Origin of the sequence: Micromonospora sp. NPDC051006 (genome assembly GCF_044456245.1) — a bacterium.
Lineage (GTDB): Bacteria > Actinomycetota > Actinomycetes > Mycobacteriales > Micromonosporaceae > Micromonospora.
Window position 1 is genome coordinate 13,099 of sequence record NZ_JBITFP010000009.1, and the last position, 15,772, is coordinate 28,870.

16 protein-coding genes are annotated in these 15,772 nt (G+C 74.3%); 7 read left to right on the forward strand and 9 right to left on the reverse strand.

Features of this window, described 5'->3' with window-relative positions; all coding sequences use genetic code 11:
- Positions 1-37 precede the first annotated feature (37 nt).
- Positions 38-1,153, reverse strand: coding sequence for an FAD-dependent monooxygenase (locus tag ACIBBA_RS16335; protein ID WP_396697948.1), 1,116 nt, complete (start codon positions 1,151-1,153; stop codon positions 38-40).
- Positions 1,154-1,355: 202 nt separating this feature from the next.
- On the opposite strand from ACIBBA_RS16335, the gene ACIBBA_RS16340 reads away from it, so the two are divergent.
- A complete protein-coding gene (locus tag ACIBBA_RS16340) occupies positions 1,356-2,291 on the forward strand; it encodes a DUF2332 domain-containing protein (protein ID WP_396697950.1) in 936 nt (311 codons plus the stop codon).
- A gap of 48 nt (positions 2,292-2,339) precedes the next feature.
- Here ACIBBA_RS16340 and ACIBBA_RS16345 read toward each other — a convergent pair whose 3' ends face one another.
- From ACIBBA_RS16345 to ACIBBA_RS16355, 3 genes are all read right to left on the reverse strand, one after another.
- Entirely contained in the window at positions 2,340-2,906 is a 567-nt protein-coding gene (locus ACIBBA_RS16345; protein WP_396697952.1) for a dihydrofolate reductase family protein, read from the reverse strand.
- 48 nt (positions 2,907-2,954) lie between these two features.
- Complete coding sequence (locus ACIBBA_RS16350; protein ID WP_396697954.1) at positions 2,955-4,253, reverse strand: MFS transporter; 1,299 nt, start codon at positions 4,251-4,253, stop codon at positions 2,955-2,957.
- A 113-nt stretch (positions 4,254-4,366) separates the two neighbouring features.
- Positions 4,367-5,383 (reverse strand): class I SAM-dependent methyltransferase, encoded by a 1,017-nt coding sequence (locus ACIBBA_RS16355; RefSeq protein WP_396697956.1) that lies wholly within the window; start codon positions 5,381-5,383, stop codon positions 4,367-4,369.
- Between the two features lie 141 nt (positions 5,384-5,524).
- Here ACIBBA_RS16355 and ACIBBA_RS16360 point away from each other — a divergent pair, with 141 nt between their 5' ends.
- The 3 genes from ACIBBA_RS16360 (at position 5,525) to ACIBBA_RS16370 (ending at position 7,442) form a co-directional block, all read left to right on the forward strand.
- Positions 5,525-6,514 carry an asparaginase gene (locus tag ACIBBA_RS16360; RefSeq protein ID WP_396697958.1) on the forward strand — a complete coding sequence of 330 codons (990 nt, stop codon included), beginning with the start codon at positions 5,525-5,527 and terminating at the stop codon, positions 6,512-6,514.
- Between the two features lie 29 nt (positions 6,515-6,543).
- Entirely contained in the window at positions 6,544-6,786 is a 243-nt protein-coding gene (locus tag ACIBBA_RS16365; protein WP_396697960.1) for a DUF5522 domain-containing protein, read from the forward strand.
- A gap of 107 nt (positions 6,787-6,893) precedes the next feature.
- On the forward strand, positions 6,894-7,442 hold the full coding sequence (locus tag ACIBBA_RS16370) for a hypothetical protein (protein WP_396697962.1): 549 nt from the start codon (positions 6,894-6,896) through the stop codon (positions 7,440-7,442).
- A gap of 61 nt (positions 7,443-7,503) precedes the next feature.
- Here the strand turns inward: ACIBBA_RS16370 and ACIBBA_RS16375 are convergent, their stop codons facing one another.
- The gene (locus ACIBBA_RS16375) at positions 7,504-8,193 is read right to left on the reverse strand and encodes a metal-dependent transcriptional regulator (protein ID WP_396697964.1); all 690 of its coding nucleotides are present in this window, start codon (positions 8,191-8,193) and stop codon (positions 7,504-7,506) included.
- Positions 8,194-8,355: 162 nt separating this feature from the next.
- Here ACIBBA_RS16375 and ACIBBA_RS16380 point away from each other — a divergent pair, with 162 nt between their 5' ends.
- The 3 genes from ACIBBA_RS16380 to ACIBBA_RS16390 are packed head-to-tail and all read left to right on the forward strand — an operon-like array spanning position 8,356 to position 13,015.
- On the forward strand, positions 8,356-9,213 hold the full coding sequence (locus ACIBBA_RS16380; RefSeq protein WP_396697966.1) for a sulfurtransferase: 858 nt from the start codon (positions 8,356-8,358) through the stop codon (positions 9,211-9,213).
- A gap of 48 nt (positions 9,214-9,261) precedes the next feature.
- A complete protein-coding gene (locus ACIBBA_RS16385; protein WP_396697968.1) occupies positions 9,262-10,443 on the forward strand; it encodes an acetoin utilization protein AcuC in 1,182 nt (393 codons plus the stop codon).
- Between the two features lie 22 nt (positions 10,444-10,465).
- Positions 10,466-13,015: a GNAT family N-acetyltransferase gene (locus ACIBBA_RS16390; protein ID WP_396697970.1), complete on the forward strand. Its 2,550-nt coding sequence runs from the start codon at positions 10,466-10,468 to the stop codon at positions 13,013-13,015.
- Positions 13,016-13,047: 32 nt separating this feature from the next.
- Here the strand turns inward: ACIBBA_RS16390 and ACIBBA_RS16395 are convergent, their stop codons facing one another.
- The 4 genes from ACIBBA_RS16395 to sigB form a co-directional block, all read right to left on the reverse strand.
- Positions 13,048-13,455, reverse strand: a complete 408-nt coding sequence (locus tag ACIBBA_RS16395; protein WP_357053253.1) for a VOC family protein — start codon at positions 13,453-13,455, stop codon at positions 13,048-13,050.
- Complete coding sequence (locus ACIBBA_RS16400) at positions 13,452-13,958, reverse strand: SRPBCC family protein (protein WP_396697972.1); 507 nt, start codon at positions 13,956-13,958, stop codon at positions 13,452-13,454. Before ACIBBA_RS16400 ends, ACIBBA_RS16395 begins: the two co-directional genes overlap by 4 nt.
- A complete protein-coding gene (locus ACIBBA_RS16405) occupies positions 13,955-14,335 on the reverse strand; it encodes an ArsR/SmtB family transcription factor (RefSeq protein ID WP_396698245.1) in 381 nt (126 codons plus the stop codon). The genes ACIBBA_RS16400 and ACIBBA_RS16405 overlap by 4 nt, the downstream gene beginning before the upstream one ends.
- Positions 14,336-14,435: 100 nt before the next feature.
- The gene (gene sigB, locus ACIBBA_RS16410; RefSeq protein ID WP_396697974.1) at positions 14,436-15,452 is read right to left on the reverse strand and encodes an RNA polymerase sigma factor SigB; all 1,017 of its coding nucleotides are present in this window, start codon (positions 15,450-15,452) and stop codon (positions 14,436-14,438) included.
- Positions 15,453-15,772 lie beyond the last annotated feature (320 nt).

The following is a 15,772-nucleotide window of genomic DNA, read 5'->3' on the forward strand; positions in this document are numbered from 1 at the left end:
TGATGCCGTATCACCAGGGCGGACGGGCACGCCGGGGTCAGGGCTGGGCGAAGAGCGGGCCGTAGTTCGACCGGAACATCTTCTCGCCGAGGCGGCGCAGCACCGCGTCGCGCAGCACCGGCGGCAGCCCGGTGGCCTTGTCCCGACGATGGGTCTGGCTGAGCACCCAGTCGGTACGCGCACGGCGGCGCTCCTCGTACCCGCGCAGCGCCCCGGCGAGGCTCTCGGCGGCGGCCAGCGACTCGGCCAGCACCAGCGCGTCCTCCAGGGCCATGGCCGCGCCCTGGGCCATGTTCGGCGAGGTGGCGTGCGCGGCGTCACCGACCAGCAGCACCGAGCCCCGCGACCAGGAGCCGAGTACGACCTCCTGGTTCGGCCCGGCGTGCAGGGTGCTCGGGTCGGCGTCGAGAGCGTCGAGCATGGTGGCGACCGGTTCGGTGAAGCTCGCGCGTAGCTCGTCGCGCCAGCCCGGCCGGTCGGCGACCGGACCGTCGTTGTAGTAGCAGTACGTCTGCTCGGCGCTGATCGGGATCGTCAGGAACTGCTTGCCGCGCCCCAGCTGCACCGACCAGACCGGCTCGGCGTCGATCCGCGGGGCGAGCCACCGGTAGGCGTACTGGCCGAGGGGGCGTGCCGCCGCCCGGCCGTCGAAGGCGAGCCGGCGGATGGTCGAGTTGACCCCGTCCGCGCCGATCACCAGGTCGTAGCGTTCGGTGCTGCTGTCGTCGAACTCGACCGCGACCCGGTCGCCCTCCTGGACGAGCGCGACCGGCTGGCGGCCCCACCGGATCGGGACGTCCCCGACGCCCGCGAGCAGCGCCTCGTGCAGCCGCGCCCGGGGCAGCGAGACGCAGGGCCCGACGCCCTGCCAGAGGGCGGCGACGTCGATGTCGAAGAGGCGGCGACCACGCTGGTTGGCGCTGCGCTGCCGGGTGATCTCCACGGCGACGTCCGTGACCGCCTCTCGCAGGCCCAGCTCGCCCAGCATCCGGGTCGCGTTGCCGGTCAGGTAGATGCCGGTGCCGGAGTCGGCGGGCCCGGTGGAGCGCTCGACGACGTCCACCGTCGCGCCCCACTTCTCCAGGGCGGCGACAGTGGCCAGCCCGGCGACGCCACCGCCGACGATCAGTACCCGGATCCCCTCGCCCCGCACGATCAGCTCCTCCTCCGGTGCCCTGCCGCCGGCTGAGCTGCTGCTCGACGTCCCGGCCGGCGGTGAACTCTACGAGGTGCCGGAGGCAGCCGACGTGATCGGGGAGACGGGCCCGGCAATGACGGATGAACTGCGCAGGGCCCGGTGGGAGCTGCGTCACGGACCTGGGACAGCGGCCGGGGTGGGTTGCGAGGATCGGGGGATGACGACCGCCGATGCGTACGTCGAGTTCGGCACCCGGGAGACGCGGGGCGTATCGCCGTCGTACGAGCGTCTGTCGCTCGCGGTGTCCCGCGACCGCGAGCTGCTGGACCTGCTCGACGAGTTGCCGCCGGCCAAGCGGCAGCCGAACCTGCTCTTCGGCGTCGTACGGCTGCTCGGCGGCCCGCTCGACGACCCGGCCGCCTTCCATGACCACGTGGTGGCGAACTGGCCGGCGATCGCGGCGCAGATGCGGGTGCGGGCGACCCAGACGAACGAGGCCGGGCGGTGCGCCGTGCTGCTGCCCGTGCTCGCCGCCTTGCCGCAGCCGCTCGCGCTGTTGGAGGTCGGCGCGTCCGCCGGGCTCTGCCTCTACCCCGACCGGTACGCCTACCGCTACGGCGAGCGCCAGGTCGGCGCGGGCGAGCCGGTGCTCGACTGCGCCGCGGTCGGGGTGCCGGTGCCGGCCGCGCGGCCCGAGGTGGTGTGGCGGGCCGGTCTGGACCTGAACCCGCTCGACGTGACCGACCCGGCCGACATCGCCTGGCTGGACGCCCTGATCTGGCCGGAGCAGACCCACCGCCGGGCCCGGCTACGCGCCGCGGCCGCCGTCGCCGCGGCCGATCCACCACGGCTGGTCCGTGGTGACCTGGTGGACGACCTGCCGGCGCTGGCCGCTCAGGCGCCGGCCGACGCGACGCTGGTGGTGTTCCACACCTCGGTGCTCTACCAGGTGCACCGGCCGCGGCGCGAGGCGTTCGTCGAGCTGGTACGCGCACTGCCCGGCCACTGGCTCGCGAACGAGGCGCCGGAGGTGTTGCCCCACGCCTCGCTGCCGGCGTCGCCCGGCGAGGCGACGCACAACGTGCTCGCGCTGGACGGGACGCCGCTCGCCTGGACCCGGGGGCACGGGCAGGCGATGGTCTGGATGGGGTGACGTCGACGGGCGGCGCGGGTCGCCTGACCGGATCAGGTCGCGGCCTGCTCAGCCCACCGCGCGCTCGTGGCGGAGCAGCACCACGCCGTTGCCGAAGACCCGGCTCTCGGCCAGCCGCAGCTGCGTCCGCTCGTCCCGGATGGGAAAGAGCGGGCGGCCCCGGCCGAGCAGCACCGGGTGCACGTAGGTCCGGTATTCGTCGATCAGGTCGTGCCGGGCGAAGGTGGCCAGCAGCTCGGCGCCGCTGAGCGCCAGGTCACCGCCGGGCTGGGCCTTGAGCCGGTGCACCTCGTCGGGGTCGACCTCCCGGACGATGGTGGCGTTCCACTCGGCCCGATCGAGCGTGCGCGAGTAGACGATCTTCGGCATGTCGCGCCAGATGGCGGCGAACTCCTTCACCGGGGCCGGGCTGGCCGGCTCCTGATCGGCCGTCGGCCAGAACGCGGCCATCAACTCGTAGGTGGTCCGTCCGTTGAGGAAGGCGCCCATCGTGCGGAGTTCGGCGTTGAAGTGCTCGTGCAGCTCGTCGTCGACCTGGTGCCAGCTGATGTCACCGCCCGGCCCCTCGAAGTAGCCATCCAGCGAGACGCTCATCTGGACGATGATCTTCCTCATCCCGGCCCCTTCCGCGGCGTCGATGTCCCGGTCGAGCTTGCCCGGACCCTACGACGAAACCGCTGCCGACGCGCCCGGTTCGGCCATGTCCCGCATGGTGCGCAGCGGGGAGAAGACCACGAAGAGACAGGCGCTCCAGGTGCCGAGCACGCAGATCCAGAGTGCCGTCCGCAGGCCCAGCGCCGTGCCGAGCGCCCCACCGACCAGCGCGCCCAGTGGGATCACCCCGAAGCAGATCCACAGGAAGGCCGCGTTGACCCGGCCCAGGATCGCCGGCGGGGTGATCCGTTGCCGGTAGGTCGTCGACGCCACGTTGAACAGCACCGCGTTCGCGGAGAAAGCGGCCAACCCGACGCCGTAGAGCAGCACTCCCCATCCTGGGCGGGCCAGCGGCATCAGCAGGTAGAACGGGCCGGGCACGGCCATCGCCACCCAGATCACCCGGGCCGACCCGATCCAGGCGGACAGCCGCGCGGCCAGCGCGCCGACGATCAGGCCGCCGACCGCGCTGACCGAGAAGACCAGGCCGACCTGCACCGGTGAGGCGTGCAGTTCGCGCAGCATGAAGGTGACCTCGATCGAGGCGGACGCCATCACGAAGAAGTTCGAGGTGGTGGTGCACGCCAGGATCTTCACCAGGATCGGTTGGCGGCGGATGAAGCCGAGCCCGTCGGTCATCTCCACCCGCAGCGGCACCCGCTCCCGGGGTGCCGGTGGGTTCTCCGGGGCCGCCTCCCGGATCAGCAGCAGGGTCACCGCGCTGAGCAGGAAGGCCAGCCCGTTGCTGAAGAACGTACGGGTCGCGCCGACCAGCCCGATGAGCACCCCGCTGACCGTCGGGCCGACCAACTCGGCGCCGTCCTGGCTCATGATGAGCTTGGCGTTGCCGTCGACCAGTTGCGCCGCCGGCACCAGCCGGGGCAGCAGGCTCTTGTACGCCACGGTGAAGAAGACCGTCAGCACCCCGGAGAGCCCTACCACCGCGTACAGGAAGCCCAGGGTGAGCTGACCGACCAGCGCGGCCACCGGCAGCGCCAGCATCAGCGCGGCCCGGCCCACGTCACAGAGGATCATCAGCCGGCGCTGGTCCACCCGGTCCGCGACGATCCCGGCCGGCAGGGAGAACACCAGGTACGGCAGCCAGGCCAGGAAGGTGAGCAGCGAGACCTGGAAGACGCTGGCGTGCAGGGTGTCGGCGGCCAGCAGCGGGACCGCGACGCCGGCGATCCGGGTGCCCAGCTCGCTGACCGTCTGGCCGCTCCACAGCAGCAGGAAATTCCGGCTCCGCAGCAGCGACGTTGCTCGGGTGGTCGCGGAGGCCGGCGGATCGGCGACGTGCTGGCTCACGTGCTTGCCTGTCTGTGCGAACGGACACGGTGCCGCACCGGTGGCGATCCGGTCGGCTCGCCCAGGAGGGCCTCGCGGACCCTACCGGCGGGCTCCAGGGGCGGGCGCGGCATTTAAGCCGGCGGGAGCGCTCCGGCGTCCAGCCAGGCCGTGGTCGCGCTCGGGTCGGCGCCGCTCGCCCCGGCCACCAGGAAACCGAGCCGGCGCAGGTGCGCGGCGGCGTCCAGGTCGGTGCCACCGAGGGCCTGATAGTGGCTGACCAGCAGTCGTCCGCCCGGGGCGACCAGGTGGGTGAGCGCGTGCCGCACCAAATCCGCCCGGCGGGCCACCGGCACCAGGTCGAGCAGCACGTGCACGAAGGTGAACCGGCTGCCGTCGGCCGGCCGCCAGTCGATCGCGTTGCCCGCCGTGATCCGGTCCGCCCAGTGCGGCAGCCGGGCCCGGGCCGCCGCGACCAGTCCGGGGGCCAGGTCGACGCCGTACGGCTCGACCCGGTGGCCGCGCTCGGCCGCCCACTCCCGCACCGACTCCATCAGCAGCCCGTTGGCGCAGCCCAGATCGAGGAAGCTGCCGTCCCGGTCGATCCCGTCGACCACCATCTCCCGGCCGGCCCGCCACGCCGCCGCGTCCCCGCCGAACCCCGAGCCCTGCTGCGGCGTCGACCCGCGCAAGTACGCCGGCTCCAGCAGCCGCCGGCTGTCGGCGTACCAGCCGGCGTCGTCCTGGCGGGCGTAGGAGCGCTGCCCGTCCCGTACCGCGGTGGCCTCGGCCGCGCGCCCCGCGGCGGCCAGCCGCTCGGCGATCACCTCGGCCGGTCCGGTGATCAGCGCCACCCGGGCGTGCGGCCGACCGCCGGCATAGCGGTCGCCGTCGGCCCAGAGGTACCAGTGGTCGCCGTCTGCGGCGAACGGGTGCATCCGCTGCCGCCGGAACCCGGCGGTCTCCAACGGGATCCGCAGGCCCGCGTCGAGCAGCCAGTGCTCGCCGGGCCGCACCGACCCGCCGGGCAGCCGGGGCCGGCCGTCCGCATCCGGTACGGCGGCGCAGCTCCCGTCCGGCAGGAACGCCACCACCGTCAACCGGCCGACCGCGTCCCGCGCGGGGTCGGTCTCGCACAGGCGGTACGGCATCAGGTGAGCCTCCGCCGGACAGACCGCCGACGCCACCGGTTATCGGCCCGCCGCCACCGGCCGCCGCCGGCCGTAGCGTGCGGCACGGGTACGGTCCGGAGGCCGCCCGGCCGGTCGGGCGGCGGAACGGAGGTCGCGGCGGTGTCCATCGCGCTCATCACCCTCGGCGGCACCATCGCGATGGGCGGGGTGGACCGGGCGCGACCCGGAGTGGTCACCCGGCTCACCGGCGCGGACCTCACCGCCGCCGTGCCGGGCCTCGACGAGCTGGGCGTACCCCTGGAGGTCCGCGACGTCCGCGCGGTGCCCAGCGCCAATCTCACCTACCGTCAGTTGCTCGACGTGGTCGACGACGCGTCGCGGGCGGTGGCCGGCGGGGCGATCGGGGTGGTGGTCACCCAGGGCACCGACACGCTGGAGGAGTCCGCGTTCCTGACCGACGTCGTGTGGCCGCACGCCGCGCCGCTGGTGTTCACCGGCGCGATGCGCAATCCCACGTTGGCGGGCGCCGACGGGCCGGCGAACCTGCTCGCCGCCGCCCGGGTCGCCGCCGCGCCGGCGGCCCGCGACCTGGGCGTGCTGGTCGTGGTCAACGACGAGGTACACGCCGCCCGCTGGGTCCGCAAGACGCACAGCACCAGCACCGCGACCTTCGCCTCGCCGAACGCCGGACCGATCGGGCAGGTGATCGAGGGGGAGGTGCGGGTGCTGACCCGGCCGCCGCGTCGCGATGCACTGCCACCGGTCGACCCGGACCGGCTCGACGCCACCCGGGTCGCCCTCTACCCGGTCACCCTGGACGACGACGGCCGGCTCCTGGCCGGTGTCGCCGACACCCACCACGGGCTGGTGGTCGCCGGCTTCGGGGTGGGGCACGTGCCGGCGGCGTTGGCCCCGGTGCTGGGTGACCTCGCCGGCCGGATGCCGGTGCTGCTCACCTCCCGGTCCGGGGCGGGCTCGGTGCTGCGCCAGACGTACGGGGCGGTCGGCTCGGAGACCGACCTGCAGCGGCGCGGGCTGCTCAACGGCGGACTGCTCGACCCGTACAAGGCGCGGGTGCTGCTGCGGCTGCTGCTTGCCGCCGGCCTGGAGGATGCGGCACTGGTCGGCGCGCTGGCCCGGTTCCGCTGACCGCCGGCCGGTGTTCCTAGACTGCCCCGGTGACCGGTGAGCGACGTCCGCTGGCGCCCCGGGCGCTGACCGAGCCGCACCCGTCCCGGCTGCCGCCCGAGCACCCGGACCGGGAGCGGGTGCTCGCCGCGCACGCCGCCGCCCTGACCGCCGGGGAGGCCGGCTACCTCGACCCGGCGAGCGGACTCTTCGTGCTCACCGCCGGTTTCCTGGCCCGCCGGGGCACCTGCTGCGGCCGCGGCTGCCGGCACTGCCCGTACGTCGACGACTGACCCGGCGCGGTCTTTCGGCACCACGTCTTCCGTCCGGCGGGGGTTGCCCGTACGGTGTCCGACGGACAACGGCGGGCACCCCCCGCCGGACGATCGCGGAGGTTCCATTGCGCGCCCGGATCTGGCTCGTCGCCTCGGCCGTACTGCTGACCGCCGGGTGCGCGTCGGAGCGCGAACCGGTGGCGGTGCCACCGCCGGCGCCGGTCGCGGTCGACGTGGCCGCCGCCTCCTCCGGCGGCGCCTGCCGGCTGCTGGACTTCGCGGTGATCGAGAAGCATGTCAAGGCCCGGTTCGACGTGGCGGCGGCGAGCGAGCGCGGTGACACGCACAGCTGCGTGGTGCGGGCCGACAAGGCCACCCTGCCGGAGCTGACCCTGACCGTCACCGAGACCTCGATGGACAAGGCGACCTTCGCCGCCGACCTGGTGCCGGACTCGGCCGCCAAGGTCACCGGGCTGGGTCAGCAGGCGTTCCGGCGGACCACCGCCGCGACCGGCGGGCACGGCGCGGTCGCGGAGGTCGGCTGGCTCTCCGGCGACGGTCGGCTGGCCACGTTGAGCTGGGTCAGCCCGCGCGGCACCGCGAAGGCGGCCGTGGACAAGATCGCCGGGGAGCTGGTGGCGCTGGCCAAGAAGCTCGACACCCGGGCGCTGTGACGCAGATCGCCCGGCGGCTCCCCGTCAGCGGGACGAGAGGCCGCCGGGCCACGGCTGACGGTCAGCCGGCGGCGACGAAGACCCGGGACGCGACCTCGCGGGGCAGCCGGATGCGGTCGCCCGACCGGTCGATCGACACCCCGTCGCGCTCCTGGGCCACGGTCACCGTGGCGCCCGGGTCGACGCCCGCGGCGTGCAGCTGGCGCAGCACGTCGGCGTTGGTCTGCACGCTCTCGCAGATCCGCCGGACCACCACCGGCCCGGAGAGACCGGGGAAGGCCAGATTGCGCTCGCCCTCGACCACCGAGATCTCCTCCGGCTCCGGCGAGCCGAGCTCCTCCAGCCCCGGGATCGGGTTGCCGTACGGCGAGCGGGTCGGCCGGTTGAGCAGGTCGTAGACCCGCTTCTCGACGGCGTCGCTCATCACGTGCTCCCAGCGGCAGGCCTCGTCGTGGGCCTCCTCGTAGGGCATGCCGATCACGTTCACCAGCAGCAGCTCGGCGAGCCGGTGCTTGCGCATCACCGAGACCGCGGTGTTGCGGCCCTGCGAGGTGAGCATCAGGTGCCGGTCGCCCTCGACCGTGAGCAGGCCGTCGCGTTCCATCCGGGCGACCGTCTGGCTCACCGTGGGACCGCTCTGCCTCAGGCGCTCGGCGATCCGGGCGCGCAGCGGCGGCACACCCTCCTCCTCGAGCTCGAGAATGGTGCGCAGGTACATCTCCGTCGTGTCGACCAGATCGTGTCTGTTCACTTCCGTCCCCTTTCGGCGGCGGAGTCAACTGCGCGATCAGTCGAAACAACCAGGTCGTGTCTCACAGCAGTGGTCCTCCGGTGATCGATGTTACCGCGTTGTACGAGTAACGACCGCCGCCGAACCGCGGGCTTGCCGTGCGGATGGTGTTGACTGGACGCCATGTCCGGTACCGACGATCTGCTGGTCGAGCCCGACCGGCTTGCCGCCGAGCTCGACTCCGCCGATCCGCCCACCCTGCTCGATGTCCGCTGGCGCCTGGTCGGCCCGCCCGGCCGGGACGACTACGCCGTCGGTCACCTGCCCGGCGCGATCTTCGTCGACCTGGACACCGCGCTCTGCGGGCCGCCCGGCGCCGCCGGCCGGCATCCGCTGCCCGACCCGGCGGCGCTGCAGGCGACGCTGCGGGCCGCCGGCGTGCGGGCCGGTCACCCCGTCGTGGTGTACGACGGCGGCGACGGCATGGCCGCGGCCCGCGCCTGGTGGACGCTGCGCTGGGTCGGGCACCGACAGGTCCGCCTGCTGCACGGCGGCTACCCGGCCTGGGTCGCCGCCGGCCTGCCCGGCACGGTCGAGGTGCCGCAGCCGGAGCCGGGCGACGTGACGGTCCGGCCCGGCGCGCTGCCGGTGCTCGACGCGGCGGCGGCCGCGCGGCTCGCGGCCGGCGACGGGCTGCTGCTGGACGTGCGGGCCGCGCCGCGCTACCGGGGCGAGGCCGAGCCGATCGACCCGGTGGCCGGGCACGTCCCGGGCGCGGCGAACCTGCCCGCGCCGGAGTACGTCGGCCCGGGCGGACGTTTCCCGGCCGCCGAGGCGCTGCGCGCGCGGTTCGCCGCGGCGGGGGTGGCGGACGAACGACCGGTGGCGGCCTACTGCGGCTCCGGGGTGACCGCCGCGCAGGCGGTGCTCGCCCTGCACCTCGCCGGCCGGCCGGACGCCGCGCTCTACGTCGGATCGTGGAGCAACTGGGTGGCCGACCCGACCCGCCCGGTCGCCACCGGGCCGACACCCGGGGCCTGAGCAGCGCGTGCGGTGGGTCACCGCCGGTCCACGTGCGACGATGGGCTCATGTCCGACGACACGGTGGTGGTGTGGGACGAGTCCCTGCTCGCCTACGACATGGGTGACCATCCGCTCGACCCGGTCCGGGTGGAGCTGACCGTCGCGCTCGCCCGCGAGCTAGGCGTCCTGGACCGGCCGGGGGTGCGCCTGGTCAAGCCGGAGCCGGCCGACGAGGCGCTGCTCACCCGGGTGCACGACCCGCGCTATCTGGCGGCTGTGCGGGCCGCGCCGAGCGACCCGCTCTTCGCGGGCTTCGGCCTGGGCACCTCCGACAATCCGGTCTTCGACGGGATGCACGAGGCCAGCGCGCTGATCACTGGGGCGAGTGTGGCCGCCGCCGAGGCGGTCTGGCGGGGCGAGGCCCGCCGGGCGGTCAACGTGGCCGGTGGGCTGCACCACGCGATGCCGGCCCGGGCCGCCGGCTTCTGCGTCTACAACGATCCGGCGGTGGCTATCGCCCGCCTGCTCGACCTCGGCGCCGAGCGGGTCGCGTACGTGGACGTGGACGTGCACCACGGCGACGGCGTGCAGCAGGTCTTCTGGAACGACCCGCGGGTGTTGACGGTCAGCCTGCACGAGACCCCGCTCGCTCTCTTTCCCGGCACCGGCTTCCCGGACGAGACCGGCGGCCCGGGCGCGGAGGGCACGGCGGTCAACATGCCCCTGCCCCCGGGCGTCGACGACGCGGGCTGGCAGCGCGCGTTCCACGCGATCGTTCCGTCGGTGCTGCGCGCGTTCCGGCCGCAGCTGCTGGTCACCCAGTGCGGCGCGGACGGGCACCGGCTCGACCCCCTCGCCGACCTGCGCCTCTCCGTCGACGGGCAGCGGGCGACCTATCTGGCCCTGCGGGCGCTCGCCGACGAGCTCTGCGAGGGCCGTTGGGTCGCCACCGGCGGCGGCGGTTACGCGCTGGTCGAGGTGGTGCCCCGAGCCTGGACCCATCTGCTGGCGGTGGCCAGCGGCGAGCCGATCGACCCGGCCGCGCTCACCCCACCGGCCTGGCGGGAGCTGGCCGCCAGCCGTCGGCCGGGTCGGGAGGTGCCGCTGCGGATGACCGACGACGTCGATCCGGCACACCGGCCGTGGCAGCCGACCGGCGAGCCGAACGCGGTGGACCGGGCGATCGCGGCGACGCGCAAGACGGTCTTCCCGCTGCTCGGGCTCGACCCGTACGACCCGCGCGACTGAGCCGGCCGGAGGAGGGCGGCCGGTGACGACCGTGGAGCAACCGGTGGACGTGCTGCTCAGCGACGGCACCACCGTCCAGCTGCGACAGATCCGCCCGCAGGACGCGCCCGCGATCGTGGCGATGCACTCGCGCTTCTCCGAGCGCACCCGCTACCTGCGCTACTTCTCGCCGTACCCGCGCATCCCGGAGCGCGACCTGCGGCGCTTCGTGACCGTCGACCACCACGACCGGGAGGCGTTCGTGGTGCTGGTCGGCGGGCGGATCGTCGCCGTCGGCCGGTACGAGCGGCTCGGGCCGGCGGCGCCCGAGGCCGAGGTGGCCTTCGTGGTGGAGGACGCCTACCAGGGGCGGGGGATTGGCTCGGTGCTGCTCGAGCATCTGGCCGACGCGGCCCGCCGGGTCGGCATCGTGCACTTCGTCGCCGAGGTGCTCCCGGCCAACGGGGCGATGTTGCGGGTCTTCTCCGACTTCGGCTACCAGGTGCAGCGCCAGTTCGCCGACGGTGTGGTGCACCTGACCTTTCCGATCGCGCCCACCGAGGCGACCCTCGAGGTGCAGCGCGGCCGGGAGCACCGCACCGAGGCGCGTTCGATCGCCCGGTTGCTCGCCCCGCGCGCGGTGGCGGTCTACGGTGCCAGCGCCACCGGGCAGGGGGTGGGCGCGGCCGTGCTCGGGCACCTGCGCGACGGCGGCTTCGCCGGCACGCTCGTTCCCGTGCACCCGTACGCGTCGACGGTCGCCGGGCTGCCCGCGTACCCCTCGGCGGCCGACGCGGGGGTGCCGGTCGACCTGGCGGTGGTGGCGGTCCCGCCGGAGGCGGCGCCGACGGTGGTCGCCGACGCGGCCGCCGCCGGGGTGCACGGGCTGGTGGTCATCTCGGCGGGCTTCGCCGAGGCCGGCGCGGCGGGCGCGGCCGCGCAGCGGGCGCTGGTCCGGGCCGCGCACGCGGCCGGCATGCGGGTGGTCGGCCCGAACTGCCTCGGTGTGGCGAACACCGACCCGGCGGTACGCCTCAACGCCACCCTCGCCCCGAGGCTGCCGCCGGCCGGTCGGGTCGGCATCTTCAGCCAGTCGGGCGCGTTCGGGGTGGCCCTGCTGGCCGAGGCGGACCGGCGCGGGCTCGGCCTGTCCAGCTTCGTGTCGGCGGGGAACCGGGCCGACGTGTCCGGCAACGACCTGCTGCAGTACTGGCAGGACGACCCCGGCACCGACGTGATCATGCTGTACCTGGAGACGTTCGGTAATCCCCGCAAGTTCGCCCGGTTGGTGCGGCGGATCGGGCGGGCGAAGCCGGTGGTGGCGCTCGCCTCGCCGGCCCGCCCGGCCGGGGTGGGCGACTCCACCGGCCCGGACGAGGTGGCGGTGGCCGCGCTCTTCGCCCAGTCCGGGGTGATCCGGGTGGACACCGTGGCCGAGCTGCTGGACGTCGGGGTGCTGCTGGCCAACCAGCCGCTGCCGGCCGGCCCGCGGGTCGCCGTGGTCGGCAACTCCTCGGCGCTCATCGGGCTGGCCGCCACCGCCTGCGCCGCCCAGGGGCTGACCCTTGCCGACGGCTATCCGCGCGACGTCGGCCCGAGCGCCGGTGCGGTCGAGTTCGCCGCGGCGCTCGCCGGGGCCGCCGCCGACGAGCGGGTCGACGCGATCGCGGTGGTGCTCGCCCCGCCGCTGCCCGGGCAGCCGGCCGACGCCGACCTCACCGCCGCGCTACCGGCTGTCCTCGGCGCCGGAAAGCCGGTGATGACCACGGTCCTGGCTGGACGGATGCCGGCCGGGATGCCGGCTTACGCGGGTGTGGAGGAGGCGGTTCGGGCGCTCGCCCGGGTGCACCGTTACGCGGACTGGCTGCGCCGCCCGTCCGGCAGCCTTCCGGAGCTGCCCGGGATCGACCGTGCCGCGGGACAGGCCGCGCTGCGCCGCGACGGCACGGACGTGGCCGGGCTGCTCGCCGCGTACGGGATCGACGTGGTGGAGTCGGTGCCGGCGCGTTCGGCGCAGGAGGCGGCCGACGCGGCGGAGCGGCTCGGTTTCCCGGTGGCGCTCAAGGCGGCGGCCCCCGGGCTGCGGCACCGGCTCGACCTCGGCGCGGTCCGGCTCGACCTGCCCGACGCGCCCGCCGTGCGCCGCACGTACGCCGAGATGTCCGCGCTCTTTGGCGCGGACGTCCTGGTCCAGCCGATGGTCCCGCCCGGCGTGGCCTGCGTGGTCGAGATGGTCGAGGATCCGGCGTTCGGCCCGGTGGTCGGCTTCGGCCTGGGCGGCGTCGCCACCGAACTGCTCGGCGACCGGGCGTGGCGGGCGGTGCCGCTGACCGATCGGGACGCTGCGGAGTTGGTCGACGAGCCACGGGCGTCGCCACTGCTGCGCGGGCACCGGGGTGCGGCGCCGGTGGACCCGGTGGCCCTGACTGACCTGCTGCTGCGGATCGGCCGGCTCGCCGACGAACAGCCGCGGGTGCGTGCGCTCACGCTGAACCCGGTGCTCGTCCGCCCCGACGGCCTCTCCGTGCTGCACGCCACGGTGCGCACCGGCTCCGCGACCGACCGCCCCGACACCGGCCCTCGCCGTTTGTGAGGACCGACGCCGGGGTGTGTGGAGCGGGCGGGTCAGGCGCGGTCGGAGATCTGCTGGACCGCCCAGGAGTTGCCGTCCGGGTCGGTGAAGAAGACGAAGCCGACGTTGTCCAGCGGGTGCGGGGTGGGCTGCGGGTTCGCGCCCAGCACCTGGATCTCGCTGACCTCCACGCCGCGCGCGACCAGCTCCGCCCGGGCCTGCTCCAGGTCGGGCACCACCAGTTGCAGCCCCTTGAGCGACCCCGGCGGCATCTCCGGGACGGCGCCCTTGCCGATCACGACGGAGCAGCCCGAGCCGGGCGGGGTCAGCTGCACGATCCGCGCGCCGTCGCCGACGACCGTGTCGTGGTCCACATTGAAGCCGAGCTGGTCGGCGTAGAACTTCTTCGCCCGGTCCAGGTCGGAGACCGGCACGATCACCACTTCCAGCGTCCAGTTCACGGTGTCTCTCCTCGCATCGTCGTTGTCAGGTGCAGCAGTTCGGCGAGCCGGGTGAGGCCCTCGCCGTAGCCCCGGGCCATCGGGTAGCGCAGCACGGTGTCCCGCCCCTCGGCGGTGGCGTAGCGCAACGTGGTGGTGACGGTGGTGCGCCCGGCCAGCTCGGTGAACTCGTGGCTGACCAGCGTCTCGCCCGGGTAGGACTGGTCGTCGAAGAGCTCGGTGCAGACCAACCGGTGCGCCGGCTCCACCTGCCGGTAGACGCCGGACTGGACCATCCGGTCACCGTCGGGCCCCTGCGACACGTAGCGCCACCGCCCGCCGACCCGCAGGTCGACGTCGCACTCGACCAGCCGCCAGCCGCGGGCGCCGTACCAGCGGGCCAGCAGCTCCGGCCGGGTGAAGGCGGCGAACACCAGGTGCGCCGGCGCGTCGAACACCCGGCTCAGGACGATCTCCCGATCGCCCGGAGTGTGCACGACCAGCGAATCGTCCGGGCCGGTCATCGGCCGCCGCCACGTTCGTCGGCCCGCTCGACGGCCTGGAGCTCGTCGAGCAGGGCGTCGAGGCGCTGGTAGCTCTCCGCCCAGTAGTCGCGGTAGCCGGCCAGCCAGGCGGTGGCCTCCCGCAGCGGCCGGGCCTCCAGCCGGCAGGGTCGGCGCTGGGCGTCCCGCCCGCGGCTGACCAGGCCGGCGCGTTCCAGCACCTTGAGGTGCTTGGAGATGGCCGGCTGGCTCATCGCGAACGGCGCGGCCAGCTCGGTCACGGTCGCCTCGCCGGCCGCGAGCCGGGCGAGGATGGCTCGCCGGGTCGGGTCGGCCAGCGCCGCGAAGGTCGCGTCCAGCAGATCGGTGCCCACCGCTTGATAACCTCCTGGTTCTATAACCGCTTGGTTTGTACCCCGGATCGGTGGCTGCGTCAAGCACCTCGACAGCACGGAAGGCCCCGGCGCACCGCCGGGGCCTTCCGTGGAACCAGGTGCGTCAGCAGGCGTACGCCTCCAGACGCTGCGCCCGCTCCGGGGCGCGCAGCTTGAGCAGAGTCACCTTCTCGATCTGCCGGATCCGCTCCCGGGAGAGGCCGAACTCGCGGCCCACCTCGTCCAGGGTGCGCTGCCGGCCGTCGTCGAGCCCGAACCGGAGCCGGATGACCGCCTGCTCACGCTGGGACAGGGTGGCCAACACGATGTGCACCTCGTTGCGCAGCTCGCCGTTCGCCGCCGCGTCGCCCGGCTCGTCCCGCGGATCGACCGCGGCGACGAAGTCGCCCAGCGCGCTCTCGCCGTCCTCGCCGACCGCCTGGTCCAGGCTGACCGGCTCCCGGTCGTACGAGATCAGCTCGATCACCTGGAACTCGGGGATGTCCAGCGCCCGGGCGACCTCGGCGACGGTGGGCTCCCGACCGAGCGCGACCGAAAGTTCACGGCGGGCCCGGACCATCCGGTTGACCTGCTCGACCATGTGCACCGGGATCCGGATGGTGCGGGCCTGGTCGGCCATCGCCCGGGTGATCGCCTGCCGGATCCACCAGGTGGCGTAGGTGGAGAACTTGTAGCCCTTGGCGTAGTCGAACTTCTCGACCGCCCGGATGAGACCGAGGTTGCCCTCCTGGATCAGGTCGAGGAAGGCCATGCCCCGGCCGGTGTAGCGCTTGGCGATGCTCACCACCAGCCGCAGGTTCGCCTCGAGCAGGTGGTTCTTGGCGGCGCGACCCTCCGTGACGATCAGCGCCAGGTCGGCCCGCAGCTCGTCGGAGACCGGGGTGCAGGTGGCCAGCTTCTCCTCGGCGAACAGCCCGGCCTCGATCCGCTTGGCCAGCTCGACCTCCTGCGCGGCGGTGAGCAGCTTGGTGCGGCCGATTCCGTTGAGGTACGCCCGGACCAGGTCGGTGGAGACACCGCGCTCGTCGGTCGCGTCCAGGTCGATCAGGGTCTCGGTGCCCGGGTCGGTGTCGGTGCCCGCGGCCGGGCGCGTCCGGTGCTCCGTCATCTGCTGGGCCATCGTCTTCTCTCCCCGTGTCCGTGTGGTGCCGTGCCGGCCAAAGTGCTGCCGGTGACAAACAGCTTGGCGGGCGGGGCGTAAAACGGGAGTGAGGCGATCGGGGACCCGACAGGAATCCGGTCGGATCGACGTAGGTTCGCCGTGCCGGTCGGTTCGGCGGCGGCTTGCCGTCGCCAAATCGAACGAAGGGCGCGGGGTACGCCGGCCGGGACCGGTCGGCCGTCGTGCCGGGCGAAGGTTCGGGCAGGCCCGGCGGGCCGGGTGTGTCGGCCGGGCAGGCTTGCCGGCCCCGGTTACCGTGCCAGCGGTTGGCCGACTTG

Excerpts from the sequence above, each read along its gene's own strand:
- sigB (WP_396697974.1), bottom strand. The coding sequence starts at position 15,452 with ATGGCCCAGCAGATGACGGAGCACCGGACGCGCCCGGCCGCGGGCACC.
- ACIBBA_RS16355 (WP_396697956.1), bottom strand. The coding sequence starts at position 5,383 with ATGCCGTACCGCCTGTGCGAGACCGACCCCGCGCGGGACGCGGTCGGC.
- ACIBBA_RS16345 (WP_396697952.1), bottom strand. The coding sequence starts at position 2,906 with ATGAGGAAGATCATCGTCCAGATGAGCGTCTCGCTGGATGGCTACTTC.
- ACIBBA_RS16380 (WP_396697966.1), top strand. The coding sequence starts at position 8,356 with ATGTCCGGTACCGACGATCTGCTGGTCGAGCCCGACCGGCTTGCCGCC.
- ACIBBA_RS16400 (WP_396697972.1), bottom strand. The coding sequence starts at position 13,958 with ATGACCGGCCCGGACGATTCGCTGGTCGTGCACACTCCGGGCGATCGG.
- ACIBBA_RS16385 (WP_396697968.1), top strand. The coding sequence starts at position 9,262 with ATGTCCGACGACACGGTGGTGGTGTGGGACGAGTCCCTGCTCGCCTAC.
- ACIBBA_RS16340 (WP_396697950.1), top strand. The coding sequence starts at position 1,356 with ATGACGACCGCCGATGCGTACGTCGAGTTCGGCACCCGGGAGACGCGG.